A 25,576-nucleotide genomic window follows, 5' to 3' on the forward strand; every position below is an offset into this window, starting at 1 on the left:
GCTGGCCGAAATCCGGACCGGATTTCGCGCGGAAACCGGATCGGTTTCCGTCACCGCCCGGGTCAAGCGGCGCGTTCGACCTCGGCGACGATGCCATCCACGAGCCGGGTCAGGAGCGCCTCGTCCTCGCATTCGGCCATCACCCGGATCAGCGGCTCGGTACCGGACTTGCGGATGAGGACCCGCCCGCGCGCGCCCATCTCGGCCTCCGCGTCGCGGATCGCCTCCTGCACCGCGGCCGTCTCGAGCGGCGCCTGGCCTGCGGTGTAGCGAACGTTGCGCAGCATCTGCGGCACCGGCTCGAAATTCTGGCTGAGCCGCGAGGCGGGCTGCCCGGTGCGCTTCATCTCGGCCAGGAACTGCAGCCCGGCCATCAGACCGTCGCCGGTGGTCGCGAAATCGGTCATCACGATGTGACCCGACTGCTCGCCACCGAGGTTCCAGCCGCCGCGGCGCATCGCCTCGACGACATAGCGGTCGCCGACCCCGGTTCTCTCGAGCCTCAGACCGCGCGCTTCCAAGAACCGCTCGAGCCCGAGATTGCTCATCACGGTCGCGACCAGCGTGCCGTCGCGAAGCCGCGCATCCTCGGCCCAGCGGGCCGCCATCAGCGCCATGATCTGGTCGCCATCGGCCACGCGCCCGGTCTCGTCGATCAGGATCACCCGGTCGGCATCGCCATCGAGGCAGATGCCGACATCGGCGCCGTGCGCGACCACGGTCTCGGCGGCGACCTGCGGCTTGGTCGATCCGCAGGCATCGTTGATGTTGAGCCCGTTCGGCGAGACGCCGACCGGGATGACCTCGGCACCAAGCTCCCAGAGCACCTCGGGCGCGGTCCGGTAGGCGGCACCATTGGCGCAGTCGACGACCACCTTGAGCCCTTCGAGGCTCAGCCCCGCAGGCAGGGTGGATTTCACCCGCTCCTGGTACCGAAAGCGGCCGTCGTCGATCCGCTTTGCGCGGCCGATATTGTCGGCCTGGGCCGGCTCGACCCCCGCCGCCACCAGCGCCTCGATCTCTTCCTCGGCCTCGTCCGACAGCTTGAACCCGTCGGGGCCGAAGAACTTGATCCCGTTGTCGGGGGCGGGGTTGTGGCTGGCCGAGATCATGATGCCCAGATCGGCCCGCATCGACGGGGTCAGAAGACCCACCGCCGGTGTCGGCACCGGACCCAGGAGCAGGACCGACATCCCGGTCGAGGTCAGCCCCGCGGTCAGCGCATTCTCGAACATGTAACCCGAGAGGCGCGTGTCCTTCCCGATCACCACGCGGTGCACGCCGCCGCGCTCGCGGCGGAAATAGCGCCCCGCCGCGGCGCCGATGGCGAGCGCCATCTCGGCGGTCATCGGATGCGTATTGGCGCGGCCCCGAACCCCGTCGGTGCCAAACAGCTCACGTCCCATAGCTCTCTCCTTGCCCGATCGCCGCCCAGAGGCGGAGCGCCTGCGCGGTCTCGGCCACGTCATGCACGCGCAGAATCTGCACCCCTTGCGCGGCGGCGGCAAGCGCCACGCCGAGCGATCCCGGCATCCTTTCGCCGGGCTCTGTCACATTTGAAACAGTGCCGATGAAGCGCTTGCGCGAGGCGCCGAGCAGGATCGGACAGCCGAGCCCATGGTAAAGCGCGATCCCGCGCAGGAGCGCGAGGTTGTGAAGCAGGTTCTTGCCGAAGCCGATGCCGGGATCGACGCAGACCCGGTCCTTCGCGATCCCGGCGTCGATGGCCGCGCTGACGCGCTCTGCGAGGTAGTCCGCGACCTCGCCCAGAACGTCATCGTAGCGCGGCGCCTCCTGCATGGTCTCGGGCGTGCCCTGCGCATGCATCAGGCAGAGCGCGGCACCGGCCTCGGCGGTGACAGCGGCGATCTCGGGATCGAAGCTCATCGCCGAGACATCGTTGACAAGTGTCGCGCCCGCAGCGAGCGCGGCCTCGGCGACGCGGGCCTTGCGGGTATCGATGGAGATCGGCGCCCGGGTCTCGGCCGCGAGCGCTTCGATCACAGGCACGACACGGGCGATCTCTTCTGCGACGGGCACCTCGGCGGCGCCGGGACGGGTGCTTTCGCCGCCGATATCGAGGATATCCGCGCCTTCGGCGAGCATCGCGCGCCCGCGCGCGACCGCGGCCCGAACCGAGAAATGCTGGCCACCGTCGGAAAAGCTGTCGGGCGTGACGTTCAGGATGCCCATGACGCGCGGCCGGTCCATCGACAGGCCCGCAAGCGGCGCGCGCGGCGCGGTCAGGGCGGCGCGGATGTCATTGGGCAAGTCGGCGAGCCGACAGATGTCTCCGCTCTCCCGGTCTTCGACATGGGTGAAGAGGACGGGGCCGCCCGCCAAGGGATGGGCGTCGGACGGGGCGAGACGGTCGAGGAGGGGCAGGGGGCGAAAGCGAGAACTCATGGCGCGTGGATGTGGCAAAAGCGCAAGCGCATCAAGGGCGGCCGGATTTCGATTCGAAATCCGCGCGAAATCCGGTTCGGATTTCGGCGTCGCGCCGGTTCACCCCGGCATCTCGTCGAGAGCGAGCGCGCGCAGGGGCACCGTCGTCTCACCGGTGGGAGCGGGCGCACCCAGCATGATCAACTCGCAGGCCTCCATGCGGCCCGCGAACCACGACGTGAGCGCCAAGGGGTCGGGATGCGCGCCCATCGGGCCTTCGGTCGCGTCGAGAACCATCTTGGACGGCGCCCAGAGGCAGACCTGGCCGTTCTTCATCGCCCAGTCGAGCTCGGTCCGCGTGGCGACCACCTTGGCGCGCTCGTCGCGCGCTGCGACCCGCCAGCCGTTCTGCTCGATGGCGAGAAGCGCGATGCGCCGTTCCACCCATTTATGTGGCGCGAGCGGCCGGGGGGGCTCTGCGTCAGGCAGACCCACGCAGAGGATCACCGGCGCACCTTCGGCGATGAAGGCGTCGATCCAGACGTTCAGCCGGGCGTCGTCAATCGCGGCGTTCGAGAGATAGACGACGCGCGGATGCGGCCGCTCCTCGGCCAGCGCGGCGGCGCGATCTCCGAGATCGGCCCGCGAGCGGACGATCTCGACGCCGAGCGCGCCGGGCCCACGGTCGAGCTTCTCGATCCGCACGAAGGCGCGCAGCGCCTGCGGCTCGGCGAGGATGCGCGTCGCGATGCCCTCGGCCAGGGTCTCGAGCAGGTTAACCCGCTCGGAGGCCAGCTCGGCGGCGATCGCCTCGGTCACGCGGTCGTAGGAGAGGATGCGGTCGACATCGTCATCGAGCGGTCCGGTGAAGGGCTCCACCTCGACCACGACGTTGAAACAGACGCGCTGCGTCGTGCCACGCTCGGCCTGGAAGGCACCGATCTCGACCTCGACGATATGGTCGCGCACCGAGATACGGTCGCGCGGATCGTCTCCGGCGGTGGCGATGGCGCGCTCGGCGGGATGCGCGAAGGCGAGGCGTACTTCCGAGACCATGGGTCCCCATTTCGATCAGGTCACGCCGCCATCATACAGATGCGAAACGGGGCGGTTCCAGTGGAACACGCCCCGTCACCGCTCGAAACCGACTTATGTCTGCGTTTCTCTTGGCTCGGCGGAACCGCCGGGCTGCCTTTGCGTTCAGTTCGAACTCAGCCGGATCGGCTGCTTGTAGAACCGGTGCACGCCGATCTTGGCGGTCATCGGGAAGCTGCGCGCCCAGTTCGGGCTCACGGCGGTGGTGTGATAGTGGGTGGCGCCGTCGGTCAGCTGGCGCGGTGCGCCTTCGACCATGAGGCGGGCGACCTTGCCGACTTGGCGGAAGGCGGCGGGCTCGGCGATGGTCTCGGGGAGGCCGTCGCAGGTATAGGTGAACTGGCAGGCATATTTGCGGCCAGTGCCCTGGTTGACGACGCCGCAGATCGAGTTCGGGTAGCGCGGGCTGTCGACGCGGTTCAGGATGACCTCGGCCACGGCGAATTGGCCTTTCACGGTCTCGCCGCGGGCCTCGAAGTAAAGAGCTTCGGCCAGGCATTCCCATTCCGATCCGCCTTCACGGAACGATTGGGTGCTGAGCCAGTTTTTGGAATATTGCAGGGCCTTCACAGCGCCCTCGGGGGCGGGCTCGACCATGCGTTGCAGATGCGCGCTGGCAGCCGCGTTCAGCGCGCGGCTCTCCTCGCGCAGAAGATTTCCCATGTCGGACTCGGCTGCCTGTGCCAAGCCCGGCTGTGCGACGCAAAGCGCCACAAGCGCAGAAACTAGAAAGCGAACCATTGGTGTCCTCATCGTGTAGCAGCAGTTTTGGAGGCCGTGGGGACGTGCCTCCCGATCGCCGCATCACCTATTCGATGAGGTTCCCAAGATCTAGTTTGACAGCCGCCGTGTCGGCTGAGAATCGCCGATCTCATTGATTCGGCTTCTGTATGTTGTGGCGATTCGGGTCAGCTCCGCTCGATCTTGTGGCGGATCGCGTCCTGTGCGGCAGCGAGTCGCGCCACCGGAACGCGGAAGGGAGAGCAGCTGACATAGTCGAATCCGGCCTCGCGACAGAAGGCAATCGAGTCGGGATTGCCCCCGTGCTCGCCGCAGATCGACACGGTGATTCCCGCGCGTCCGCGCCGTCCGCGCTCCAGCCCGATGGTCAGAAGCTCGCCGACGCCATCGCGGTCGAGGCGGTGGAACGGGTCCTCTGGGAAGACACCCTGCGCCACGTAATCCGACATGAACCGCCCCGCATCGTCGCGCGAGAGGCCGTAAGTCATCTGGGTCAGGTCGTTCGTTCCGAAGGACAGGAAATGCGCGTGCTGCGCGATCTCACCCGCCTGCAGGCAGGCGCGGGGCGTCTCGACCATCACGCCCAAGCGATAGGTGAAGCTGCGCCCGCGCTCGGTCCGCACCGCGGCGGCCACGGCGTCGATCCGGGCGCGCACGATCTCGACCTCGCGGCGGGTCGAGACCAGCGGGATCATCACCTCGGGCACCACGGGCGCGCCGTCTCGGCTCGCCTCGAGCGTGGCCTCGAAGATCGCGCGGGCCTGCATGTCGTAGATCTCGGGCACGGTGATGCCGAGCCGGACGCCGCGCAGACCCAGCATCGGGTTGTATTCGCCCATCTCGCGCACCCGGCGCGTGACGACCGAGACCGGCAGGTCGAGCGCATCGGCCAGATCGCGCAGGCCCTGGCGGTCGGTCGGCAGGAACTCGTGGAGCGGCGGATCGAAAAGCCGGATGCAGACCGGCAGGCCCTGCATGATGCGGAAGAGCTCGATGAAATCCGCCCGCTGCATCGGCAGGAGCCGCTCCAGCGCCTCGCGCCGGTCATCGGCGCGGTCGGCAAAGATCATCTCGCGCATCACGGTCAGGCGACCGGGCTCGAAGAACATGTGCTCGGTGCGGCAGAGGCCGATCCCCTCGGCCTCGAAATTCCGGGCGGTCTGCGCGTCCGACGGCGTATCGGCGTTGGCGCGGATGCCGATATCGCGCTCCGCATCGGCCCAGGACAGGAGCGTGCGGAAGGCATCGTCGAGCCGCGCCTCGAGCATCTTGGGCGCGCCGAGGAGAACCTCGCCATTGGTGCCGTCGACGGTGATGATCTCGCCCTCGGTCAGGACGCGGCCATCCTCGGTCCGGAGCGTGCGGTCCTCGGGGCTGAGCTTCATCCGCGCAGCACCGACGACGCAAGGCAGGCCGATGCCGCGCCCGATCACCGCAGCGTGGCTGGTGATGCCGCCGCGCTCGGTCAGGACCGCGACCGAGGCATGCATGCCGCGCACATCCTCGGGCGAGGTCTCGCGCCGGACGAGCACGCAGTTTTCGCCGCGCGACTGGCTCGCCTGCGCATCGGCGGCGGTGAAGACGATCCGCCCCGATGCCGCGCCGGGCGAGGCGGCAATGCCCTGTCCGACGACGTCGCGCGCAGCCTTGGGATCGACCTGCCGGTGCAGGAGCGCGGTCAGCGTCTGCGGCTCGACCCGGAGGACCGCTTCCTGCGGCGTGATGATCCCGTCTTCGCAGAGCCGCACGGCGATGCGCACCGCTCCGCGCGCCGAGCGCTGCACGACGACCCCGTCGAGGATCGACAGCTTGCCGTTCTCCAGCGTGAACTCGATCTGCATCTCGGCGCGAAGCCGACGCCGCATCAGCGCCGCGTGGCTTTTCAGTTCGGCAAACGCGGCGGGGTCGAGCTCTTCCAGGGACGGCCCGCGCGGGTCGCGCGCAAGGAAGATCGCCCCTTGGCCTTCGAGCGCCTCGCGGCCCTGGCTCTGGCTCAGGTAGCGCCCGGTGACCTGCAGAAGCCCGGTTTCACTGTCAACCAACTGGAACACGCCCGAGCCACACTCGCCGCGTCCGAGCCCGAGCGCCATTTCCTGAACCACGAGCCCCAGACCGGCATCGGCGGGCGCGCCGCGGGCCTGGCGCAGGAGCCGCGCCGAGGTGCCTTCCCAGGCCCGTGCCATCGACCGCAGCACCTGGGCCAGCTGCACCTCGGGGCTTTGCGGGAAGTGCTCTTCGGCCTCTTCCTCGAAGGCGGCGAGCGCGGCGCTCAGGCCTTCGGAGCCGCTCGTGCCGCCATCCTCGTCGAAAAGATCGGGGTCGAGCCGGGCGACATGTATCGCGTAGGATTGCACGAAGCGCTGGTACAGCCCGGCGGCGGCCTCGCGGCCGATCCGGTCCGACAATTCCACATAGGCCGCGTCGTTCATGCCGACATTCAGCACCGTGCCCGGACCGCCCCAGTCGGGATCCTCCGAGGACGGCCGGACGCAGAGCAGCGCGCCGGGATCGAATTTCGACAGGAGATCGGGGATGTCGGGCATCTGCCCATGGGCAATTTCATGCACCACGTCGAAGGAAAGCGCCACGGTGCGCGGCACCGGCAGATCCAGCCGGGCGAGGCGCTGCAAACACTTCGCACGGCCTCCATGCGTCGCGGACTGGATCGGAGCCGTGGGAGTGATCAGGGTCGTCCGGATATCTTCCAGATCGAAATTCTGCGCTGCAGCATCTGCCATGTCAGGCACAATACGCCTGTCAGTCTGTCATGCAAGCCTGACTTTGCGCGTCAGCCTTCGAGGCGCGTGAGGTCGGCGACCGAGAGGCAGGTCGTGCGGATCCGGCTGAGCAGGTTGAGACGGTTGCGGCGGAGAATCTCGCTGTCGGCATTGACCTGAACGGTGTCGAAGAACGCATCGACCGACGGGCGCAGCGCGGCCATGGCGGCCATGGCGGTTCCGAAATCCTCGGCGTTCATCGCCGGGGCGATCTTGGCCTCGGCCGCATCGAGGGCGTCGAAAAGCGCGCGCTCCGCATCGGTTTCGGCGAATTTGCGGTCGGCGCCGAAGCTGTATTCGACCCCGTCCTTGGTCTCGGCCTGCGTCAGGAAGTTGTTGGCCCGTTTGAAGCCCTGCACGAGGTTCTCGCCATCCTCGGTGTCGAGCACCGCCTGGAGCGCGCGGGCGCGGGTGACGAGCAGCGTCAGGTCATCGGTTCCGGGCATCGCGAGACAGGCGTCGATCACGTCATGCCGCAATCCCTCGTCGCGCAGGAACACCTTCAAGCGGTCATGGATGAAGCCCAGAAGATCGGCGGATTTGTCCGGCACGCTCGACATCACGTCATCGACCGGCTCGCGATCCTCGGGATGTAGCGCTTCGAGAACGGTTTCCAGGGCGGTGCCGAAGACACCGTGATCGGCGATCTCTTCCAGGAGGTCTCGCAGCTTCGGGACGGCCATGTCGGGCAGGTCGTCGCTGCTGGCCGAGGTCTTGATCTGAACTAGCTGGCCTTCGAGATAGCGCAAGAGCGGCAGGCGCAGCCTGTTCTCGAGGATCAGGCGGATCACGCCGAGCGCGGCACGGCGGAGCGCGAAGGGGTCCTTGGAGCCGGTGGGCTTTTCGTCGATGGCCCAGAACGCGGCGAGCGTGTCGATCTTGTCGGCGAGCGCGACGGTGACCGAGACGGGCTTGCGCGGGACGCTGTCGGACGGCCCCAAGGGCGCGTAATGCTCCTGCGCCGCCGCCGCGACGGCGCTGTCGAGACCCGCGGCCTCGGCGTAATAGCGCCCCATAAGCCCCTGAAGTTCCGGGAACTCGTAGACCATCTCCGAGGCAAGGTCGGCCTTGGCGATCTCGGCGGCCTGCGCGGCCAGTTTCGGATCGGCGCCGACGCGCGGCGCCAGCGTACGCGCGAGCTTGGAAATCCTTTCGATCCGAGCGCGTTGCGAGCCGATCTTGTTGTGGAACGTGACGTTCGCAAGCTGGTCGAGCCAGGGCTTCATGCGCTGGTCGCGGGCGATGCGCAGATCGTTTTCCCAAAAGAACTTGGCATCGCTCAGACGCGCGGACAGCACCTTCTGATTGCCCGCGAGGATCGTCGCGCCGTCATCGGCGGTCTCGCGATTGGCCACCGTCACGAAGCGCTCGATCCGGCCGCTGCGGGGGTTGCGCACCGAGAAGAACTTCTGGTGCTCCTTCATTGAGGTCTGGAGCACTTCCGGCGGCAGGTCCAGGAACTCGGCACCGATCTCGCCCATGAGTACCACGGGCCATTCCACGAGCCCGGCCACCTCGGCGAGAAGGCCCTGGTCCTCGACCAGTTCCTGGCCGATGGCGAAGGACCGGTTGGCGGCATCATGCGCGATGGTCTCGGCGCGGGTGGCTGGGTTCAGGACCACTTTCGCGCGGGTGAGCTTTGCCTCGTAATCCTCGAAAGACGTGACCGAAATTTCTCCGGGCGCCATGAAGCGATGGCCCTCGGTCCGGTCGCCCGCGCGGATGCCGTCGATGTCGAGCGGGACGATCTCTGCCTCGCCCGCGTCATTGGTCAGGATGCAGAGGATGCGATGCAGGGGACGGACCCAGCGCAGCGATCCCGCGCCCCAGCGCATGGATTTCGGCCAGGGAAAGTCGCGGATCACGCGCTCGAGAACCTCGGCCACGATCTCGGGCGCGGCGCGTCCGGGACGCTCGATCATCGCGTAGAAGACGCGGCCCTTCTTGTCGTCGCGCTCTTCGAGCTGGTCGCGGGTCACACCGGCGCCGCGCAGGAAGCCCTCGATGGCCTTCTCGGGCGCGTCGGTGCGGGGGCCTTTGCGCTCTTTGCGCTGATCGGGCGAGCGCGCCAGAAGGCCTTCGACGGCGAGGGTCAGGCGGCGCGGCGTGGCGAAGGCTTCGGCATGGGCATAGGTCAGACCCGCCTCGACGAGACCGTCCGTCATCCGCGCTTTCAGGTCCGCGGACGCACGCGCCTGCATGCGGGCGGGGATTTCCTCGGAAAAGAGTTCGATCAGGAGATCGGGCATCGGAGCCTCTTCGGTCGCGTGACGCCCCGGGGGATAGCGCCGCCCGCCGCCCCCGTCCAGCGGATAAGGCGGCGGTTCGGCGCCACAAGATTTTTAGATAAAAATCTTGAGCCAATGGCGGCGGGGGCGTGAGATTTTTAGATAAAAATCTCCGGGCCGGTCGGTCAGGCGACCGGCAATGCGGCGGCTTCGCGGGCCAGCGCCTCGATCCCCGCCCAGTCGCCCGCGGCGAGCTTGTCCTTGGGCGCGACCCAGGACCCGCCGACGCAGAGCGTGTTCGAGAGCCCCAGGTAGTCCGGCGCGTTCTTGAGGGACACGCCGCCGGTCGGGCAGAAGCGGACCTGCGGCAGGGGCGCGCCGATGGCCTTGAGCGCGGGCGCGCCGCCATTGGCCTCGGCCGGAAAGAACTTCTGCACCGTGTAGCCGCGCTCAAGGAGGCGCATCACCTCGGAAGAGGTGGCGGCGCCGGGCAGGAGCGGCAGGTCAGCGGCCTCGCAAGCGTCGAGTATCGTGTCGGTGGCGCCGGGGGAGACGCCGAAGGTCGCCCCCGCCTCGACCGCGCGGCGCACGTCCTCGGGCGTCAAAAGCGTGCCCGCACCGACGCGGCCGCCCTCGACCTTGGCCATCTCGGCGATCGCATCGAGCGCCACCGGCGTGCGCAGGGTCACTTCGAGCACCGGCAGACCGCCCGCGACCAGCGCTTCGGCCAGGGGACGGGCCTGGGAGAGATCGTCGATCACCAGGACCGGGATGACGGGGGCAAGGCGGCAGAGGGCTTCGCTGCGTGTGCTGGCGTCTTTGGGAGAAAGCATCGGGCGGATCCGCGTGGTTGGAGAGGGAAGAGTGCGTATTTTTAAAAAGAAGAAGCAGCTTGGGTGGTCAGACCACCACCGCCGCGCCGTTGGAAGCGAGGCCGACATTCTGGCGGAAGGCCTCGAAGAGTTCGCGCCCGACACCGTGGCCGTTGTCGGTCAGGTCGGCCTGGACCGGCTCGCGGCTGTCGAAATCCTCGGCGAGGCAGTCGATCGTGCCCTCGACCGCATCGACGCGGATCACGTCGCCATCGCGGACCCGGGCGAGCGGGCCGCCCTTGGCCGCTTCGGGCGAGATATGGATCGCCGAGGGCACCTTGCCGGAGGCGCCCGACATCCGCCCGTCGGTGACGAGCGCGACCTTGAGGCCGCGGTCCTGCAGGACGGCGAGGGTCGGGGTGAGCGAGTGCAGCTCGGGCATGCCGTTGGCCGAGGGGCCCTGGAAACGCACGACGACCACCGTGTCCTCGGTGAACTCGCCGGCCTTGAAGGCGGCCTTGACCGACTCCTGGTCCTGGAAGACGCGGGCCTTGGCCTCGACCACATGGCGCGAGGGATCGACGGCGGAGGTCTTCATCATGCCATGGCCGAGATTGCCGCCGAGCTGCTGGAGGCCGCCGGTCTTCTGGAACGGATCCGAGGCGGGGCGCAGGATCTTGTCGTTCTGCGTCTCGCCCGCGCCGGGCGCGTAGGTGACGCGGCCTTCGGTCAGGCGCGGCTCCTGGGTGTAGAGCGACAGCCCGTCGCCCGCGACGGTGTGGACGTCCTCGTGCAAGAGCCCGGCCTTCAGAAGCTCGCCGATCATGTAGCCGAGCCCGCCCGCGGCGTGGAAATGGTTCACGTCGGCGAGGCCGTTCGGATAGACCTTGGCCATCAGCGGCGTGACATTGGAGATCTCGTCGAAATCCTGCAGCTCGAGCTCGATCCCGGCGGCGCGGGCCATGGCGGGCAGGTGCAGAACGAGGTTGGTCGACCCGCCCGTGGCCATCAGACCGACGATGCCGTTCACGAAAGCCTTGGCGTCGAGGATCTCGGAGACCGGGCGGTAGTCGTTGCCGAGCGCGGTGATCTCGGCGGCGCGTTCGGTGCCGGCCACGGTCAGCGCGTCGCGGAGCGGTGTGTTGGGGTTGATGAAGCTCGCGCCGGGCAGGTGCAGGCCCATGAATTCCATCAGCATCTGGTTGGAGTTGGCGGTGCCGTAGAAGGTGCAGGTGCCCGGGCCGTGATAGCTTTCCATCTCGGCCTTCATCAGCTCGTCGCGCCCGACCTCTCCGGCGGCGAATTGCTGGCGCACCTTGGCTTTCTGATCGTTGGGCAGGCCCGAGGTCATCGGGCCCGCGGGCAGGAACACGCCCGGGATGTAGCCGAAGGTCGCCGCGGCGATGACGAGACCGGGGACGATCTTGTCGCAGACACCGAGATAGATCGCCGCGTCGAAGGTGTTGTGGCTGAGCGCCACACCGGCGGCGAGCGCGATCACGTCGCGGGAGAAGAGCGACATCTCCATGCCGACCTGGCCTTGGGTGACGCCGTCGCACATGGCCGGAACGCCGCCTGCGACCTGCGCGGTGGCGCCTGCGCCGCGCGCGGCCTCGCGGATGAGATCGGGGAACCGCTCGAAGGGCTGGTGGGCCGAGAGCATGTCGTTATAGGCTGTGACGATCCCGATATTGGGGCTGCGTCCGGCGGCGAGCGCATCCTTGTCGCCGCCCATCGCTGCATAGGCATGGGCCTGGTTGCCGCAGCTCAGATGGGCGCGGCGCGGGCCTTCCTCGGCAGCGCGGCTCATCCGGTCGAGATAGGTCGCACGGCGCGTCTCGGAGCGCTCCTCGATCCGTTCGGTGACCTTGGCGATGGTGGCGTTCAGGCTCATGGCGTTCTCCTGCTATGGCGCGGCCGGAATAGGTGGCGCTGCATCGGTGCGGCCGGTGTGCCCGCGATGCGTCGAGAGATCATTTAGCGCGGTTAGCGCTAACAGTAAAGTCCGCGGGCACGTCGCCTGTCGTGTCTCTCCGGTGAGGCCGGTTCGACGTGCCGTTGCGGCATCTTCCGGGGGCGGCGCCGCGCTTGCGGACCGGTTTTTGCAAGGGCAGTCTCACGTCAACAATGTCGATTTCGCTTGCCGCCGATCAGGAGCAAATGCGGGCAAACCGCCGCATTCCGGGGGGATCCCGGGCAAAATGGCGCGAATTCGTGCCAATCGCTCCTCATTCTGGCCCGATTTGAGCGGCTGTAGTGCAATTCATAAATCGCTCTGACCAGAAAGGTGAGACAATGACCGGTGTGCAGAAGCTCCTCGCCCTGATCGGGCTGGCAGGCCTCACGGCTTGCGGCCAGGTCGACACGGCAACCCGCGCGGATACCCTCGTGACGCGCGATGCGATGACCCTCCAACATCCCACCGCCGCAGCACCTGCGCAGCTCTTCGCGCTGACCGGGTTCGACGTGTCGGTGCCCGAGTATCTCGTGGTGTCGGAGGCCAATGCCTACCTGCCCAAGGGCGATATCGTCTGGCGCGGCGATCTGCCGGGCAATCGGCACCAGCAGGTCAAGGCGCTCTTCGAGGCGGGGCTTGCGGCGAGCCAGCCGACATTGGGGCAGGGGGCGCCCGCGCGGGCCGAGATCACGCTGCGGCGGTTCCACGGACTGACCGAGAAGGCGCGCTACACGACCGGCGGCGTGCACCGGATCGTCTTCGACATCACGCTGCGCGATCCGTCGACGGGCGCGGTCCTGCGCAAGACCCGCACGGTCGAGGCCGATCTCCTTGCGCTCGGGGGCGCGGCGGCGATCGCGGCGGATGCGGCGGGCCAGACCCAGAAGGTGCGGCTCACCGCGCATCTGGCCCAGGTCATCCGCAACGAGCTGCGCCAGCCCGGCGGGCATCAGAACGCGCGCCTCGGCCTTGTCCAGGCGCTCAACGGCTGAGCTTTCCAGCCGCCGCGACTGCGGCTATGAGGGCAGCATGACGCCGCCCTCCGCCACAGACGCCCCGACCATCCGCCTGATCCCGAAGGCCAAGCCGCAGGCGATCCGCCGCGGCTTTCCCTGGGTCTATGCCAACGAACTTGTGCTCGACCGCCGCACCAAGGCGCTCGCGCCGGGAACCATCGCGCGGCTCGAGGACGCCGAGCGGCGATTCCTCGCCTGGGTCGGCGTGACGCCCGCCTCGAAGATCGCGGCGCGCGTGCTCGACCGGGACGAAGACGCGAGGATCGATGCCGACTGGCTCCGGGCGCGGCTGGCGCGGGCGCTTGCCCATCGCGAGCGGCTCTATGACGCGCCGTTCTACCGGTTGATCCATGCCGAGGCGGATGGCTTTCCGGGCGTGATCGTCGATCGCTTCGGCGACGCGCTGGTGCTCCAGCCGAACGCCGCCTGGGCCGACGCGATGATCGGACCGCTGTCCGAGGCGCTGGCCGAGGCGACGGGTGTGACCACCATCCTCAAGAACGCAGGCAGTCGCGGGCGGCAGCTCGAAGGGCTCGATGCCGAGGATGCGGTGCTCCTCGGGGCCGCGCCCGAGGCTCCGGTCGCGGTCGAGATGAACGGCGCGATATATCTTGCCGATCTGACCGGCGGGCAGAAGACTGGTCTCTTCTACGACCAGCGTCCGAACCACGGCTTCGCCGCGCGGCTGTCGCGGGGCCAGCGCGTGCTCGACGTGTTTTCGCATGTGGGGGGCTTCGCGCTGGCCGCGCTCGCCGGTGGCGCCACCGAGGCGCTCGCGGTCGACGGTTCGGCATCGGCCCTGGCGCTGGCAGAGGACGGCGCGGCGCGCATGGGGTTGTCCGAGCGCTTCGCGACCCGCCAGGGCGACGCCTTCGACGCGCTGACCGCGCTTGGCGAGGAGGGCGAGCGGTTCGGCGTCGTGATCTGCGACCCGCCCGCGTTTGCACCCGCCAAACCCGCGCTCGAAGCGGGGCTTAGGGCCTATGAGCGTGTGGCGCGGCTCTCGGCACCCCTGGTCGAGGAGGGCGGCTATCTCGTGCTCTGCTCGTGCAGCCATGCCGCGGACCTGTCGTCCTTCACCGGCGCCTGCCTGCGCGGCATCGGCCGGGCCGGGCGGCGCGCGCAGCTCGTCCATACCGGCTTTGCCGGGCCGGACCATCCGCTTCTGCCGCAACTGGCCGAGTCGGGCTATCTCAAGGCGCTGTTTTTCCGGCTGTGAAGGTCCTGCTCGACACCTGCGTGCTCTACCCGACGGTGATGCGGGAGGTGCTCCTGGGCGTTGCCTCCACCGGCGCCTTCACGCCGCTCTGGTCCGCCCGCATCCTCGAGGAATGGCGGCGCGCGGCGCGCAAGCTCGGACCCCAGGGCATGGCGCAGGCCGAGAGCGAGATCGCGCGGCTCCGGATCGACTGGCCGTGTGCCGAGGTGCCGGCCGCGCCGGGGCTGGAAGCACGGCTCTGGCTGCCCGATCCGTCGGACGTGCATGTGCTGGCCGCGGCAGTCTCGGGCAGCGCCGATGTGATCCTCACGCTCAACGCTCAGGATTTCCCGCGCGGCACGCTGGCCGAGGAAGGCCTCTCGCGCGCCGATCCCGACGGCTTTCTGCTGGGTCATTTCCAGGCCCGGCCCGAACTCGTGACCTCGGTCTGCGACCGGGTCCTGGCCGAGGCACGGCGGCTCTCGGGCGAGCCCTGGGAGATGCGACCGCTTCTGAAGAAGGCCAAGCTGCCACGGCTGGCCAAGGCCGTGAGCGCAGTGGTCTGACCGAGATCAAGGCGGCGTCGCCTCTGCCGAGACTAGGGTGGTCCCATGACAGGGGGAGCGCCGAGATGAATTTCAGGAACAAGCGCCGGGAATTGCAAGGGGTAAACGGCGCCGTCGGTCTGGTTGCCGGACTTGGTAGCTATGTCGGCCAGCTCTATTCGCCATGGCTCGCGACCTTCCTGATGCTGGCGATCTGGATCGTCGGCGCGACGGTGATCAACCTCCTGACCGATCCGCCGCGCCGATAGGGTTCTTGGCGCGGCTCACATCGGCGTCTGGATCGTGGCGAGAAAGAACACCAGCTCCAGGATGCGCGCCTGGGCGGTCGGCACGCCGGTCGCGGTCCCTCCGTATTCGCCTTCGCTGGCGATCACCTCGGCGTTGAAGCGCGAGCCCCAGATCGGCATCTCGCTGGTGCCGTGACCGGGGGGCCGGCCCGAGTCGGCGATGAGGTCGTAGACGGCCTGGATCGGAAACCGCCCGCCATTGCGCTCGGCGATGGTGGTGAGATCGCTCGGCGCGGATTTCAGGAGATCGACCATCGGCCCGTGACCGGTCCCGTCCGAGCCGTGGCAGACCGCGCAATGGGCCATGAAGCTGTCGCGCCCGATCTCCTGCGCGCTGCCCGGCCCCGCGAGCCCGAGCGCCAAACTCGCAGCGCAGACCAAAACCGTCGAATGTCGTGTCATGGTGGTCCTCCCTCTCTGTCTCGCCCGAGCTTTTAGCCTAGGATGCGGGCTGCGCGGCTGCCTTGATCCTGGTCAACGGCTGTCCGGACCCGTCCCGTCACCCCCCGCGCCCAATGCGCGCGGGGGGTGACGGGTGGTCTTGCGAGCGGGCGGAGGGGCTGCTACCTCCCCGGAAATCCGATGGTTTTGATCGGACTCTAGGCGAAAGGCAGCGCGTGACGGCCCCGGTACCCAGGCTCGAGATCCGCAACATCGTCCGCTCCTACGAAGGGCGGCGGGTGGTGGACGACGTGTCTCTGTCGATCCTTCCCGGTCACGTCATTTGTCTTCTCGGCCCCTCGGGCTGCGGCAAGTCGACGACTCTGCGGATGATCGCGGGCGTCGAGATGCAGGACGCGGGCACCATCCATGTCGATGGCCAGCTCGTCTGCGACACGGTTTTCCGGGTGCCGCCCGAGCGGCGCTCCATCGGTCTGATGTTCCAGGACTTCGCGCTCTTCCCGCATCTCTCGGTGGCCGAGAACGTGGCCTTCGGTCTGCGCGGCCCGAAACCCGAGCAGCGCGCCCGGGTGGCGGCGTTGCTCGAACGGGTCGGCCTCTCTCATCACATCGACGCCTACCCGCACGAGCTGTCGGGTGGCGAGCAGCAGCGCGTGGCGCTGGCGCGGGCGCTCGCGCCGAGGCCCCGGATCATGCTGATGGACGAGCCCTTCTCGGGCCTCGACAACCGCCTGCGCGACGGCATCCGCGACGAGACGCTCGCGGTCCTCAAGGAAGAGGGCACCAGCGTCCTTCTGGTCACCCACGAGCCGGAAGAGGCGATGCGCATGGCCGACGAGATCGCGCTGATGCGCGATGGCCGGATCGTGCAGCGGGGCGCGCCCTACAACATCTACAACGCGCCCGCGGACAAGGCGGCGGTGGCGTTCTTCTCGGATATCAACGTGCTCACCGGAACGGTGCGCGGCGCGCTGACCGAGACGCCCTTCGGCCAGTTCCTCGCGCCGGGTCTGCCGGATGGCGCGCGGGTCGATATCGTCTTCCGTCCGCAGCATGTCGGCATCGATTTCGACCGGGCGGGGCGCGGTCCCAACCCGACCGCGCTGCAGGGCACGCCAGCCCGTGCGGTGGTCGAACGGGCGCGTTTCATGGGGTCCGAGAGCCTTGTTGAGTTCCGCCTCGACCATGACGGGCAGGTGCTGAAAGCGACGGTGCCCAACGTGTTTCTGCCGAAGACCGGCACGCCGATGTGGCTGTCTGTGCGGCGCGACCGCTGCTTCGTGTTCCCAAGCGGCGGATAAGGCGCGATCGCGCCGCCCGCCCGACCGGGTCACTTGATCCGCCGTCGACGGGACCGCGACCCAAGCTCGAAAAATTTTTCTGCACCTGCGTGAAACCTCGGCGCGCGATCTCTCGTGGATAGAGACGTAACCGGCGAAAGGCCTGGCCCCCTCGGGCCGATTGCCGAGGTGTAACGAGTGGAAGCCCCGGTGCCGTTCGCCGCGGGCTTCACCTGTGTGTCCGCGCAAGCGGAAGCGGCCGTCGGTTCCAAGTGTTCTGAGTAAATCGGTATGCGTCAGGGACCGACGGTCGCATCAGTCGCGCGTGGCGAGGTAATCGGCATAACGCTTGCCGACCTCGTCCACGAAGAGGCCGGGCAGGGGAGCGAGCGTCTCGATATGGTCGATACGGATCGTTTCGAACCGCTCGCTGGTCTCGTCCCAGGCCACGCAGGTCCAGACCCGTCCCCAGTAGTCGAGATGCAGCGGCCGCAGATCGTGCGGCTTCTCAGCCCCCGCGAGCCGCACCCTGAGCTTCTGGCGCGCGCGGATCGCGGCGCGCACCGCCGGCATGAAACGGAAGCCGCGCGCGGCTTCGGCAAAACCGCGGGTCGCGAAGCCGAAGCGCCGGGCGGCCTGGCCGGTTTCCTCGGGCAGGACCGCCTCGATCTTCTGCGAGAGGCTCTGCGCGGCGGCGGCCTGATCTTCGAGACCGCTTTCGGCCAAAGCGGCGAGACCCAGCTGCAGCGCCTCGAGCTCCGGTTCGGTCAGGTTCAGCGGCGGAAGCGTGATCGCCGCGCGGGCGGTGTAGCCCTGTCCGCGCTCGCCCTCGACCGGCACGCCCGAGGCCGCGAGCGTGTCCATGTCGCGGTAGATCGTCCGGACCGACACGCCCATCTCGCGCGCCAGGTCTTCGGCCCGGTGCAGGCGGCCATCCTTGAGCCGCGTCATGAGATCGAAAAGCCGGTCGGTGCGGGACAAGACGGAGGGCCGATTCGCTGGAACGAGAGCGTCGATACTGACATAAACCTGTCAACTGACAAGCTCTTGACAATCAGAGGTCAAATAATGCGCCGAAACGCCGACCAAACCCCTCTGCCAGCGCTTTTCGAGGGGGGCAGATCCGGCTAGACACGCGATTGGATTCCGCAGTCGCCGACAGGGGCGGCGCGTCGCTCGAGGAGAGAGATCATGCTCAACAATATCGGCCTGCCGGGCCTTCTTCTCATCGCCGTGGTGGTGCTGGTGCTCTTTGGCCGCGGCAAGATTTCGTCGCTGATGGGCGAGGTCGGCAAGGGCATCACCGCGTTCAAGAAAGGCGTGTCGGAAGGCACCAAGGAGCTGGAGGACGACAAGGCCGAGACCGCTCAGGACGTGACGCCCGAAAGCGAGAAAGACAAGGTCTGAGACCATGTTCGACCTCGGCTGGAGCGAGCTTCTGGTCATCGGCGTCGTCGCGCTGATCGTCGTCGGTCCGAAGGACCTGCCGGTGCTCTTTCGCAATGTCGGCCGCTTCGTCGGCAAGGCCAAGGGCATGGCGCGGGAGTTCAGCCGCGCGATGAACGAGGCGGCGGATGAAAGCGGCGTACGCGACGTGCAGAAGACCTTCAAGACGGCCGCCAACCCGATGGCCTCGGCCTTCGACGGGGTCAAGGACGCCGCGAAATCGCTGAGCCAGGTCGAGGTCGACCCCGAGAAGAAGAAGGTCGCCGACCAGAAGAAGGACGCGACCCGCAAGAAGGTCGAAGCCGCCACGGCCCGCGCCGCCGCCGAGCGCAAGAAGCGCGAGGCCGAAGAGGCGATGAAGAAGGCCGAGGACATGGAAGCCGCACTCGGTGACGGCGAGAAGGACCAGGGCACCGCATGAGCGCGCCACAGGACGAGCTGGAGGACACCTCCGCCCCGCTGATCGAGCATCTGGCCGAGCTGCGCACGCGGCTTATCCATTGCGTCGTGGCGTTCATCATCGGCATGGTGATCTGCTTCGGCGTCGCGACCCCGATCTTCAATTTCCTGACCGCGCCCCTGTGCGAGGTGCTGGCGAGCCGCGGGCAGGATTGCGACCTGATCTTCATCAGCCCGCAGGAAGGCTTCTTCGTCGCGATCAAGATCTCCTTCCTGGGCGGCTTCATGCTGGCCTTCCCCTATATCGCCAACCAGATGTGGCGGTTCGTGGCGCCGGGGCTCTACAAATCCGAGAAGGGCGCGTTCCTGCCCTTCCTCGTGGCCTCGCCCTTCATGTTCTTCCTCGGCGCGGCCTTCGCCTTCTACGTGGTCACGCCGCTCGCCTATGACTTCTTCCTGGGCTTCCAGCAGTTCGGGGCGGATGGCGGCGAGGTGGTCGCGGACGGGCTCGACAACACCGCGCCGCTCTCGGTGGTCTTCCAGGGCTCGGCGCAGGAATACCTGAACCTGACGGTGAAGTTCATCGTGGCCTTCGGGCTCTGCTTCCAGCTGCCGGTTCTTCTGACCTTGATGGGCAAGGCGGGGCTGGTGTCGTCGCGGGGCCTCGGCGACGTGCGCAAATACGCGGTGGTGGGCATCCTGGTCCTCGCCGCGGTGGTGACGCCGCCCGACGTGATCACCCAGATCATCCTCTTCGTCGTGGTCTACGGGCTTTACGAGATCTCCATCTTCCTGGTGCGCCGGGTCGAGCGGAAGCGCGAGGCGGAGCTGCGCGCGCAGGGGCTCTGGTTCGACGAGGACAGCGATCCCGAGGACGACCCGCTGATGCGCGAGTTCGACGAGGATGACGGCGAGCCCGAGGACGGAGCGAAATCGTGAGCGATCCGCTGGAACGGATCGCGGCGGCGCTCGAGCGGCTCGCCCCGGCGCCCGCACCAGTGCCCGACTTCGACCGGGCCGACGCGTTTCTCTGGCATGCCGATCCCGACCGTCTGGATCCGGTGCCCGAGGTCAGCCGCGTCGACCTGTCGCTGCTGGTGGGGCTCGACCGGACGCGCGACACGCTTCTCGCCAACACGCGACAGTTCGCGCGGGGGCTCCCGGCAAACAACGCGCTTCTTTGGGGCGCGCGAGGCATGGGCAAGTCGAGCATCGTCAAGGCCGTGCATGCCAAGCTCGTGGCCGAGGGCGAGGCGCTGAAGATCGTCGAGCTGCAGCGCGAGGATCTGCCTTCGGTGGCGCGGCTCCTGAACGTGCTGCGCGGGGCGGAGCACCGGTTCCTGCTCTTTTGCGACGACCTGTCCTTCAGCCATGACGATCAGCATTACAAATCGCTGAAAGCGGTGCTCGATGGCGGGATCGAGGGTCGGCCCGAGAACGTGCTCTTCTACGCGACCTCGAACCGGCGCCACCTGATGCCGCGGGACATGATCGAAAACGAGCGGAGCTCGGGGATCAACCCGTCCGAGGCGGTGGAGGAGAAAGTCTCGCTGTCGGACCGGTTCGGCCTGTGGCTGGGCTTCCATCCGTGTTCGCAGGACGACTATCTGGAGATGATCCGCGGCTATTGCGATGCCCACGGGGTCGAGATCGACGACGCGACGCTCCGCGCCGAGGCGATCGAGTGGCAGGCAACGCGCGGCGCGCGGTCGGGCCGCGTGGCCTGGCAGTATTTCACCGATCTGGCCGGGCGGCGCGGGGTCTCGCTTTAAGTCTTCCGGTCCGACCGTGGGCTGGCGAATTCCGAACCGGAATTCGCGCGGTTTCCGGTTCGGAAACCGTCAGCGCAGGTAGGCCATCGGATCAACGGAATCAAACCCGTCGCGCACTTCGAAATGCACCCGTGCCGGATCGCCCGCCCTGACCTTGCCGATGGTCTGGCCACGGCTGACCGCGTCGCCCTTCTTGACCGAGAGCCCGTCGAGATGGGTGTAGACGGTCAGAAGGTTGTCGGGATGCTTGATCACCACGATCGGAATTCCGTCGGTGTTCGTGGTGATCGCCGCGACTGAGCCGGACGCGGCGGCCTTGACCGCGGTGCCCGCAGGTGCGGCGATGTCGATGCCGTCGTTCCGGCCGCGTGCGTATTCGCGGATGATGCTGCCCTGGACCGGCATGGTCATCGCCGCGGAGCTGGTCGTCGCGGGTTTCGTGACCGGCCCGATCTCGGGCTTTGGCGCGGGTGCCGCGGCGGGCGTGGGAGCAGCGGCTGTCGTCGTGGTGCTGGCCGCCGGTGCGGGCGTCGGTGCCTCCGCGGTGCGGACCGGCGGCGGCACGGCGGCCGGGAGCGGTGTCGTGGCCGAGGGTGGCAGCGGCGTCGGAGACCCGGTTCCCGGTGTCGGCACGCGGGTCTCGCTGACGACCGGTGCGGCGGCGCTTTGCACGGTCACCGGGATCAGCAGGAACTGGCCTTCGCGCACGGTGAAATTCGCATCGAGACCGTTCCACTGCGCGAGCGCGCTCGGCGAGACATTGTAGAGCCGCGCGATGGTGAAGGCGGTCTCGCCGCGGCGGACCTGGTGCCGGATCGGCTCGACCCCTGAGCCGCCTTGGGGGGAGGGCGCGGGCGTGGCCGCCGTCTCGGGGGCGCGGGCGATGGCGCCGGAGGCCAGCGTAGAGATGTCGATCTGGCCCGCCGGACGGATCGGCCCGGTGCTTGCCGCACCGGTTGCGGGCGAGGGCTCGGCAACCCGGCTCGGGAGCGCCAGGACCTCGCCGCCGCGCAGCGGATCGCTGGCGCTCATCCCGTTGTAGCGGGCCAGCTCGTCGGCGTTGAGGCCGATGCGGCTTGCGACCTCACCGACGGTGTCGCCGCGCCGCGCCACCACCACCTGGTAATTGGGATAGGAGAGTACACCGCGCGCATCGGGCGCGGGCCGGGTCTCGGTGGCGCTGACCGCCGCGCCGGCAGTGTCGACGGTGCCTCCCATCCGTCCTCTCAGATCGAGGTCGAGCGGACCGGAACAGGCGGCGAGCGCTGCGGTTCCCAGGAGCAGGACGCCCAGCCGGGCGGTGCGGCGGGACGGGAAGGGGCCGTGACGCGTCAGGGGCGAATGCATGGGCGAAATCCTCGCTCGATATCCTCGTCTCCGGCGCGCCTTGTTGTTCGACGCGTCCGGGTGGGCCGGGTCCCGGCCCTCAACTGTCTTTGCCGAGACCTTCGACCAGCGGCACGAAGCGCACCTCGCGCAGTTCGTGGTAGTCGAAGCCGCGCTCGGTCCGGGTCACCCGGATCAACTTCTGCACCGCATCGGACTGGCCAACGGGCAACACCATGATACCGCCGATTTTGAGCTGGGCCAAGAGCGGCCCGGGCGGGTCCTCGGCAGCGGCGGTCACCAGGATGCGATCGAAGGGCGCCTGGTCCGGCAGGCCGAAGCTGCCATCGGCGGTGAAGGCGGTGATATTGGTCAGTCCCATCTCCTCGAAGATCGGCAGCGCCTCGCGCACGAGCCGACGGTGCCGGTCGACGGTATAGATCCGGCGCGCCAGGCAGGAGAGCACCGCCGCCTGGTAGCCCGAGCCGGTGCCGATCTCGAGCACCGTGTCGCGCGGACTGACCTGCAGCGCCTGCGTCATCAGCGCGACCACCGAGGGCTGCGAGATCGTCTGCCCGCAGGCGATGGGCAGCGGCATGTCCTCCCAGGCGCGGTCGGTGAAATAGTGGCGGATAAAGGCGGCGCGGTCGATCTGTTCCATCGCGCCCAGGACGCGGGCATCGGTCACGCCCTTGGAGCGGAGCGCGAAGAGGAACTGCATCTTGCGCTCCGCGTCGGGGCTCATCCCAGCGCTGCCTCGAGATCGGTGAGCGCGTCATGGGCGGTCAGGTCCGCCCGCATCGGCGTGACGCTGACATAGCCCTCGAGATTGGCCTGCGCATCGCTTCCGGGCGCGGTGGCGCGGCGCTGGTCGCCGCCGCGGATCCAGAGAAACCGCCGTCCCGCGGGCGAGAGCTGCGGCTCGACCGAGAAGCCGGTCTCGGGGCGGCGCCCCTGCACGGTGGCGCGGATGCCCTTGACCTTGGCCGCCGGAACCGGCGGGAAATTGACGTTCCAGAAAAGCCGGTAAGGCCCGTCCGAGCGCGGCAGGTCCATCAGCCGCCGGATCGTGTCGGCGCCATGGGCCCGCGCGGCTTCGAACATGTCCGGCTCGTGGATGTTCTCGGGGCCGAGATATTGCGAGAGCGCGATCGACGGGATGTCCTGCAGCGCGCCCTCCATCGCCCCTCCGAGCGTGCCGGAATAAAGCACGTTCTCGGCGGAGTTGTTGCCCCGGTTCACGCCCGAGAGCACGAGATCGATGTCCTGCCCGCGCAGGATGTCGTGCACGCCCACGAGCACGCAATCGGCGGGGCTGCCTTCGGCCGCGTAGCGGCGCGGTGCCAGCTCCGAGACCATCATCGGCCGGGTGTAGGAGATGCAGTGACCGACGCCCGACTGCTCGAAGGCCGGCGCGACCGTCCAGACCTCGCCGCCGGGACCGGCGATCTCGGCGGCGATCTCTTCGAGCGCGGCGAGGCCGGGGGCGTTGATGCCGTCGTCATTGGTCAGAAGGATGCGCATGGGGGCTCCGAGAGGCTTTGAGTTTGGATAAAGGGGAACGCGGGTCTCGGCAAGCGACCGCCGAACCCCTTGCGTGTGCCGATGGTGCGCTGCGGCGGCGCGCGGCGCGCCGTCAGTCCGCGAGGATCTCGGGCAGAAGGCGCGCGGCTTCCTCGGCGGGCTTGGCGAGCGCGCTCTTGTCCTCGCCCGGGAAGAAGCGGGCGCGACAGGCGGTCGGCATCGCCGAGGGGCTCAGGATCCGCACCGACGGCCCGGTGTTCACGGTCTCGGCCTGCCAGCTCCGTGCATAGGCGATCTGGGCGGTTTTCGTCGCGCCGTAGCTGCCGAAGAACTTCTCTCCGCCGCGCGGATCGTCGAAGAAGACGGCTTTGCCGGTGGGACCCAGAAGCGCCGAAAAATAGGGCACGAGGTGGCCGAGCGCCGTGACATTGGTCTCGAGCGAGCGGGCCCAGTCCTTGGCCGCGATGTGATCGGCGGGCGAGAGCGGCGCGGCATGGACGGCGGTGTGGACCCAGAGCGCGGCGGCGCCCCAGCGGTCATGAACCGACCGGCAGAGCTGCGCCATGGCGTCTGCCTTGGTGATGTCCATGGGCGCGAGCGTCGCGGCACCGCCACGGGCCTTGATGCGGTCGTCCAGATCCTCGAGCCCGCCCACGGTGCGGGCGACGGCGACGACGTGATGGGTGTCCGACAAGGCCTCGGCCAGGGCGAAGCCCAGGCCGCGCGAGGCGCCGGTGACGATGGCGACATGTGTGGTCATGGCGCGCTCAGTGACAAGCGCAGCGGGCGCTGTCAACTGCCCGGGATCTCCAGCCAATGCGCGGTGCCGCCACGCGACAGCGCCACGCGGCCGTCGTCGATGGTGGCGACTGTCTCGTTGCCGACCTTGCTGCCGGGCGCGACCTTGGCGGTCTCGCCGTTCGGCAGGCGGATCAGCGCCTCGGGGGCGCTTTCGGTGCCCATCGTGCCCAAAAGCACGATGTCGCGCAGATTGATGTCTGCCTCGACCGTGGCGGTCGCGGCGACATGTGCAGGGGTGCGTTCCTGTGCCATTCCTCGCTCCTGTCCAAGCTAGTGTTGCACGTTTGCGAGGGATCTATGCTGCGGATGCGAAGGGCGGAAGAGGGGGCGTGACAGGATGCCTCAGGCACCGGCGGGAGGCCGCTCAGTCCTGCTGCAGATGCGGCCGGATGTCGTGTCCGGCTTCGGCATAGAGGTCGAGAAGCGCGTCGAAGGACAGCCCCTGGGTTTGCGCGTCGCGGAGCGGCCCGTCCTCGGCGAAAAGCTCCGGCCGCGTGGCCGCGTCGCGGGGCTCGAGGCGCAGTGCCGCGCCGATCTCGCCGAAGCCCGGCAGGTCGTTGGCCAGAAGCGCGGGTCCGCCTTCGAAGGTGCCGGGCGGGTCGTCATAGGTGCCGAGATAGGCGCGGAAGAGCGCCTCGGAGGTCTCGGCCCAGGGGCCGAAGGAGAAGCGCTCGTCGGAGCCGCGGATCGGGATCGGCAGGGTGCAGCGGATGAAGTAGCGCCCGTCGAGACGGCAGAGATCGGCGGTCAGCCGGTCGCCTCCGACCTGGACATCCGGGCGGTCGTCGCGATGACCGTGCGGCCAGTCGTCGGGATGGTCGTAGCCGAGGTCGATCAGGCCCGAGAACTGCCGTCCGCAGCAGGGGCAGCTGCGGCTCTCGTCATGCAATCTGCGCCAGCGGGCGTCGAGGTCGAGAAGGGACATGGGGGCTCCTGTCGAAGGTCTGTCCAGGCTGGGCCGTGGTGAGGCGTATTTGGAAAAAGAAGAAGCTGCGGGGGTGGGTTACGGGTCCGACCGGGCGCGGAGATCGGCAAGGCTTCTGGGAAAGCCATCCGGGCCGGTGCTGTCCGGTCGGAGATACATGTCGAGCGCGCCGTTACGTGCCCAAGCGGCGAACCAGTCCTCGAGCTGGATGCCGGAGACATAAAGCGCGGTCGCGGGCGGGGTGGCGTCGTCCCAGGCGTTGGGCTCCCAGATCAGCATCTCGCCGGTGCGGCAATCGACGCAGTGATAGACGGCGCAGCCGAAATGGCAGATCGGCAGGAGGCCTTCGGGCCAGTCGAACCCGGGATCGGCGCGGTCGGTGCGATAGCGCGTATCCGCGGTCTGTCCGAGATCGTCCGGATAGCCGTCGGGGCCGATGCCCAGAAGCCCGTAGCCGGGGCCGAAGCCGCCATTGGCGAGCTCGGTCCAGACGCTGCGCAGGATCGCGGGAAAGGTCAGCCCGAGCGTGGCTTCGATCTCGTCGAGCGCGTCTTGCGCGATCGGCGGGCGGGGCGCCGCGTCCTGGGCCGCGGCGCCTAGGCGGTCGGTCAGGGTCGGCGCGGTGTGTGCCACCGGCGC

Annotated in this window: 26 protein-coding genes; 9 read left to right on the forward strand and 17 right to left on the reverse strand. The window is 68.4% G+C overall.

Features of this window, described 5'->3' with window-relative positions; translation table 11 throughout:
• Window positions 1-62: 62 nt before the first annotated feature.
• The 8 genes from glmM to edd all read right to left on the reverse strand — a co-directional run bounded on the left by glmM (window position 63) and on the right by edd (window position 11,932).
• Entirely contained in the window at window positions 63-1,406 is a 1,344-nt protein-coding gene (gene glmM, locus ACFQ4E_RS03005; protein WP_386801437.1) for a phosphoglucosamine mutase, read from the reverse strand.
• The gene (gene folP, locus ACFQ4E_RS03010; RefSeq protein ID WP_386801438.1) at window positions 1,396-2,406 is read right to left on the reverse strand and encodes a dihydropteroate synthase; all 1,011 of its coding nucleotides are present in this window, start codon (window positions 2,404-2,406) and stop codon (window positions 1,396-1,398) included. Before folP ends, glmM begins: the two co-directional genes overlap by 11 nt.
• Window positions 2,407-2,505: 99 nt before the next feature.
• Complete coding sequence (locus tag ACFQ4E_RS03015; RefSeq protein ID WP_386801439.1) at window positions 2,506-3,441, reverse strand: dihydroneopterin aldolase; 936 nt, start codon at window positions 3,439-3,441, stop codon at window positions 2,506-2,508.
• Between the two features lie 144 nt (window positions 3,442-3,585).
• Complete coding sequence (locus ACFQ4E_RS03020) at window positions 3,586-4,143, reverse strand: cell wall hydrolase (protein ID WP_386801440.1); 558 nt, start codon at window positions 4,141-4,143, stop codon at window positions 3,586-3,588.
• A gap of 245 nt (window positions 4,144-4,388) precedes the next feature.
• A complete protein-coding gene (locus tag ACFQ4E_RS03025; protein ID WP_386801441.1) occupies window positions 4,389-6,959 on the reverse strand; it encodes a putative PEP-binding protein in 2,571 nt (856 codons plus the stop codon).
• Between the two features lie 50 nt (window positions 6,960-7,009).
• Window positions 7,010-9,247 (reverse strand): glycine--tRNA ligase subunit beta, encoded by a 2,238-nt coding sequence (gene glyS / locus ACFQ4E_RS03030; RefSeq protein ID WP_386801442.1) that lies wholly within the window; start codon window positions 9,245-9,247, stop codon window positions 7,010-7,012.
• A gap of 164 nt (window positions 9,248-9,411) precedes the next feature.
• Window positions 9,412-10,059 (reverse strand): bifunctional 4-hydroxy-2-oxoglutarate aldolase/2-dehydro-3-deoxy-phosphogluconate aldolase, encoded by a 648-nt coding sequence (eda, locus tag ACFQ4E_RS03035; RefSeq protein ID WP_386801443.1) that lies wholly within the window; start codon window positions 10,057-10,059, stop codon window positions 9,412-9,414.
• A gap of 67 nt (window positions 10,060-10,126) precedes the next feature.
• A complete protein-coding gene (gene edd / locus ACFQ4E_RS03040; RefSeq protein ID WP_386801444.1) occupies window positions 10,127-11,932 on the reverse strand; it encodes a phosphogluconate dehydratase in 1,806 nt (601 codons plus the stop codon).
• 401 nt (window positions 11,933-12,333) lie between these two features.
• Here edd and ACFQ4E_RS03045 point away from each other — a divergent pair, with 401 nt between their 5' ends.
• From ACFQ4E_RS03045 to ACFQ4E_RS03060, 4 genes are all read left to right on the forward strand, one after another.
• On the forward strand, window positions 12,334-12,987 hold the full coding sequence (locus ACFQ4E_RS03045) for a DUF6778 family protein (RefSeq protein WP_386801445.1): 654 nt from the start codon (window positions 12,334-12,336) through the stop codon (window positions 12,985-12,987).
• Window positions 12,988-13,024: 37 nt separating this feature from the next.
• Window positions 13,025-14,230 (forward strand): RSP_2647 family RNA methyltransferase, encoded by a 1,206-nt coding sequence (locus tag ACFQ4E_RS03050; protein ID WP_386801446.1) that lies wholly within the window; start codon window positions 13,025-13,027, stop codon window positions 14,228-14,230.
• On the forward strand, window positions 14,227-14,775 hold the full coding sequence (locus ACFQ4E_RS03055; protein ID WP_386801447.1) for an RSP_2648 family PIN domain-containing protein: 549 nt from the start codon (window positions 14,227-14,229) through the stop codon (window positions 14,773-14,775). The genes ACFQ4E_RS03050 and ACFQ4E_RS03055 overlap by 4 nt, the downstream gene beginning before the upstream one ends.
• A gap of 65 nt (window positions 14,776-14,840) precedes the next feature.
• Window positions 14,841-15,023 carry a hypothetical protein gene (locus ACFQ4E_RS03060; RefSeq protein WP_386801448.1) on the forward strand — a complete coding sequence of 61 codons (183 nt, stop codon included), beginning with the start codon at window positions 14,841-14,843 and terminating at the stop codon, window positions 15,021-15,023.
• A 15-nt stretch (window positions 15,024-15,038) separates the two neighbouring features.
• On the opposite strand, the gene ACFQ4E_RS03065 is transcribed toward ACFQ4E_RS03060, so the two are convergent.
• Entirely contained in the window at window positions 15,039-15,464 is a 426-nt protein-coding gene (locus ACFQ4E_RS03065; RefSeq protein WP_386801449.1) for a c-type cytochrome, read from the reverse strand.
• A 215-nt stretch (window positions 15,465-15,679) separates the two neighbouring features.
• Here ACFQ4E_RS03065 and ACFQ4E_RS03070 point away from each other — a divergent pair, with 215 nt between their 5' ends.
• Entirely contained in the window at window positions 15,680-16,765 is a 1,086-nt protein-coding gene (locus tag ACFQ4E_RS03070; protein ID WP_386801450.1) for an ABC transporter ATP-binding protein, read from the forward strand.
• Between the two features lie 294 nt (window positions 16,766-17,059).
• On the opposite strand, the gene ACFQ4E_RS03075 is transcribed toward ACFQ4E_RS03070, so the two are convergent.
• Window positions 17,060-17,725, reverse strand: a complete 666-nt coding sequence (locus ACFQ4E_RS03075) for a helix-turn-helix transcriptional regulator (protein WP_386801451.1) — start codon at window positions 17,723-17,725, stop codon at window positions 17,060-17,062.
• A 210-nt stretch (window positions 17,726-17,935) separates the two neighbouring features.
• Here ACFQ4E_RS03075 and ACFQ4E_RS03080 point away from each other — a divergent pair, with 210 nt between their 5' ends.
• From ACFQ4E_RS03080 to ACFQ4E_RS03095, 4 genes are read left to right on the forward strand one after another with little or no spacing between them, the layout of a single operon-like run.
• Window positions 17,936-18,151 carry a twin-arginine translocase TatA/TatE family subunit gene (locus tag ACFQ4E_RS03080; RefSeq protein ID WP_386801452.1) on the forward strand — a complete coding sequence of 72 codons (216 nt, stop codon included), beginning with the start codon at window positions 17,936-17,938 and terminating at the stop codon, window positions 18,149-18,151.
• Between the two features lie 4 nt (window positions 18,152-18,155).
• Window positions 18,156-18,611, forward strand: a complete 456-nt coding sequence (gene tatB / locus ACFQ4E_RS03085) for a Sec-independent protein translocase protein TatB (protein ID WP_386801453.1) — start codon at window positions 18,156-18,158, stop codon at window positions 18,609-18,611.
• Window positions 18,608-19,528 (forward strand): twin-arginine translocase subunit TatC, encoded by a 921-nt coding sequence (tatC, locus tag ACFQ4E_RS03090; protein WP_386801454.1) that lies wholly within the window; start codon window positions 18,608-18,610, stop codon window positions 19,526-19,528. Before tatB ends, tatC begins: the two co-directional genes overlap by 4 nt.
• Window positions 19,525-20,361 carry an ATP-binding protein gene (locus tag ACFQ4E_RS03095; RefSeq protein ID WP_386801455.1) on the forward strand — a complete coding sequence of 279 codons (837 nt, stop codon included), beginning with the start codon at window positions 19,525-19,527 and terminating at the stop codon, window positions 20,359-20,361. Before tatC ends, ACFQ4E_RS03095 begins: the two co-directional genes overlap by 4 nt.
• Before the next feature lie 69 nt (window positions 20,362-20,430).
• On the opposite strand, the gene ACFQ4E_RS03100 is transcribed toward ACFQ4E_RS03095, so the two are convergent.
• The 7 genes from ACFQ4E_RS03100 to ACFQ4E_RS03130 all read right to left on the reverse strand — a co-directional run bounded on the left by ACFQ4E_RS03100 (window position 20,431) and on the right by ACFQ4E_RS03130 (window position 25,570).
• On the reverse strand, window positions 20,431-21,708 hold the full coding sequence (locus ACFQ4E_RS03100) for a peptidoglycan DD-metalloendopeptidase family protein (RefSeq protein ID WP_386801456.1): 1,278 nt from the start codon (window positions 21,706-21,708) through the stop codon (window positions 20,431-20,433).
• A 79-nt stretch (window positions 21,709-21,787) separates the two neighbouring features.
• On the reverse strand, window positions 21,788-22,432 hold the full coding sequence (locus ACFQ4E_RS03105) for a protein-L-isoaspartate(D-aspartate) O-methyltransferase (RefSeq protein WP_386801457.1): 645 nt from the start codon (window positions 22,430-22,432) through the stop codon (window positions 21,788-21,790).
• Window positions 22,429-23,211, reverse strand: coding sequence for a 5'/3'-nucleotidase SurE (gene surE / locus ACFQ4E_RS03110; protein WP_386801458.1), 783 nt, complete (start codon window positions 23,209-23,211; stop codon window positions 22,429-22,431). The genes ACFQ4E_RS03105 and surE overlap by 4 nt, the downstream gene beginning before the upstream one ends.
• A gap of 112 nt (window positions 23,212-23,323) precedes the next feature.
• Window positions 23,324-23,971: an SDR family NAD(P)-dependent oxidoreductase gene (locus ACFQ4E_RS03115; protein WP_386801459.1), complete on the reverse strand. Its 648-nt coding sequence runs from the start codon at window positions 23,969-23,971 to the stop codon at window positions 23,324-23,326.
• 32 nt (window positions 23,972-24,003) lie between these two features.
• Entirely contained in the window at window positions 24,004-24,264 is a 261-nt protein-coding gene (locus ACFQ4E_RS03120) for an amidophosphoribosyltransferase (protein WP_386801460.1), read from the reverse strand.
• A gap of 112 nt (window positions 24,265-24,376) precedes the next feature.
• Window positions 24,377-24,937 (reverse strand): DUF2199 domain-containing protein, encoded by a 561-nt coding sequence (locus ACFQ4E_RS03125; protein ID WP_386801461.1) that lies wholly within the window; start codon window positions 24,935-24,937, stop codon window positions 24,377-24,379.
• Window positions 24,938-25,015: 78 nt separating this feature from the next.
• Window positions 25,016-25,570: an SMI1/KNR4 family protein gene (locus tag ACFQ4E_RS03130; RefSeq protein WP_386801462.1), complete on the reverse strand. Its 555-nt coding sequence runs from the start codon at window positions 25,568-25,570 to the stop codon at window positions 25,016-25,018.
• Window positions 25,571-25,576 lie beyond the last annotated feature (6 nt).

The sequence above is a fragment of the Litorisediminicola beolgyonensis genome (assembly GCF_042679605.1).
Classification (GTDB): domain Bacteria; phylum Pseudomonadota; class Alphaproteobacteria; order Rhodobacterales; family Rhodobacteraceae; genus Litorisediminicola; species Litorisediminicola beolgyonensis.

Coding starts and splice junctions, on each gene's coding strand:
- glmM (WP_386801437.1), bottom strand. CDS start 1,406: ATGGGACGTGAGCTGTTTGGCACCGACGGGGTTCGGGGCCGCGCCAAT.
- folP (WP_386801438.1), bottom strand. CDS start 2,406: ATGAGTTCTCGCTTTCGCCCCCTGCCCCTCCTCGACCGTCTCGCCCCG.
- ACFQ4E_RS03015 (WP_386801439.1), bottom strand. CDS start 3,441: ATGGTCTCGGAAGTACGCCTCGCCTTCGCGCATCCCGCCGAGCGCGCC.
- ACFQ4E_RS03020 (WP_386801440.1), bottom strand. CDS start 4,143: ATGGGAAATCTTCTGCGCGAGGAGAGCCGCGCGCTGAACGCGGCTGCC.
- ACFQ4E_RS03025 (WP_386801441.1), bottom strand. CDS start 6,959: ATGGCAGATGCTGCAGCGCAGAATTTCGATCTGGAAGATATCCGGACG.
- glyS (WP_386801442.1), bottom strand. CDS start 9,247: ATGCCCGATCTCCTGATCGAACTCTTTTCCGAGGAAATCCCCGCCCGC.
- eda (WP_386801443.1), bottom strand. CDS start 10,059: ATGCTTTCTCCCAAAGACGCCAGCACACGCAGCGAAGCCCTCTGCCGC.
- edd (WP_386801444.1), bottom strand. CDS start 11,932: ATGAGCCTGAACGCCACCATCGCCAAGGTCACCGAACGGATCGAGGAG.
- ACFQ4E_RS03045 (WP_386801445.1), top strand. CDS start 12,334: ATGACCGGTGTGCAGAAGCTCCTCGCCCTGATCGGGCTGGCAGGCCTC.
- ACFQ4E_RS03050 (WP_386801446.1), top strand. CDS start 13,025: ATGACGCCGCCCTCCGCCACAGACGCCCCGACCATCCGCCTGATCCCG.
- ACFQ4E_RS03060 (WP_386801448.1), top strand. CDS start 14,841: ATGAATTTCAGGAACAAGCGCCGGGAATTGCAAGGGGTAAACGGCGCC.
- ACFQ4E_RS03065 (WP_386801449.1), bottom strand. CDS start 15,464: ATGACACGACATTCGACGGTTTTGGTCTGCGCTGCGAGTTTGGCGCTC.
- ACFQ4E_RS03080 (WP_386801452.1), top strand. CDS start 17,936: ATGCTCAACAATATCGGCCTGCCGGGCCTTCTTCTCATCGCCGTGGTG.
- tatB (WP_386801453.1), top strand. CDS start 18,156: ATGTTCGACCTCGGCTGGAGCGAGCTTCTGGTCATCGGCGTCGTCGCG.
- tatC (WP_386801454.1), top strand. CDS start 18,608: ATGAGCGCGCCACAGGACGAGCTGGAGGACACCTCCGCCCCGCTGATC.
- ACFQ4E_RS03100 (WP_386801456.1), bottom strand. CDS start 21,708: ATGCATTCGCCCCTGACGCGTCACGGCCCCTTCCCGTCCCGCCGCACC.
- ACFQ4E_RS03105 (WP_386801457.1), bottom strand. CDS start 22,432: ATGAGCCCCGACGCGGAGCGCAAGATGCAGTTCCTCTTCGCGCTCCGC.
- surE (WP_386801458.1), bottom strand. CDS start 23,211: ATGCGCATCCTTCTGACCAATGACGACGGCATCAACGCCCCCGGCCTC.
- ACFQ4E_RS03115 (WP_386801459.1), bottom strand. CDS start 23,971: ATGACCACACATGTCGCCATCGTCACCGGCGCCTCGCGCGGCCTGGGC.
- ACFQ4E_RS03120 (WP_386801460.1), bottom strand. CDS start 24,264: ATGGCACAGGAACGCACCCCTGCACATGTCGCCGCGACCGCCACGGTC.
- ACFQ4E_RS03125 (WP_386801461.1), bottom strand. CDS start 24,937: ATGTCCCTTCTCGACCTCGACGCCCGCTGGCGCAGATTGCATGACGAG.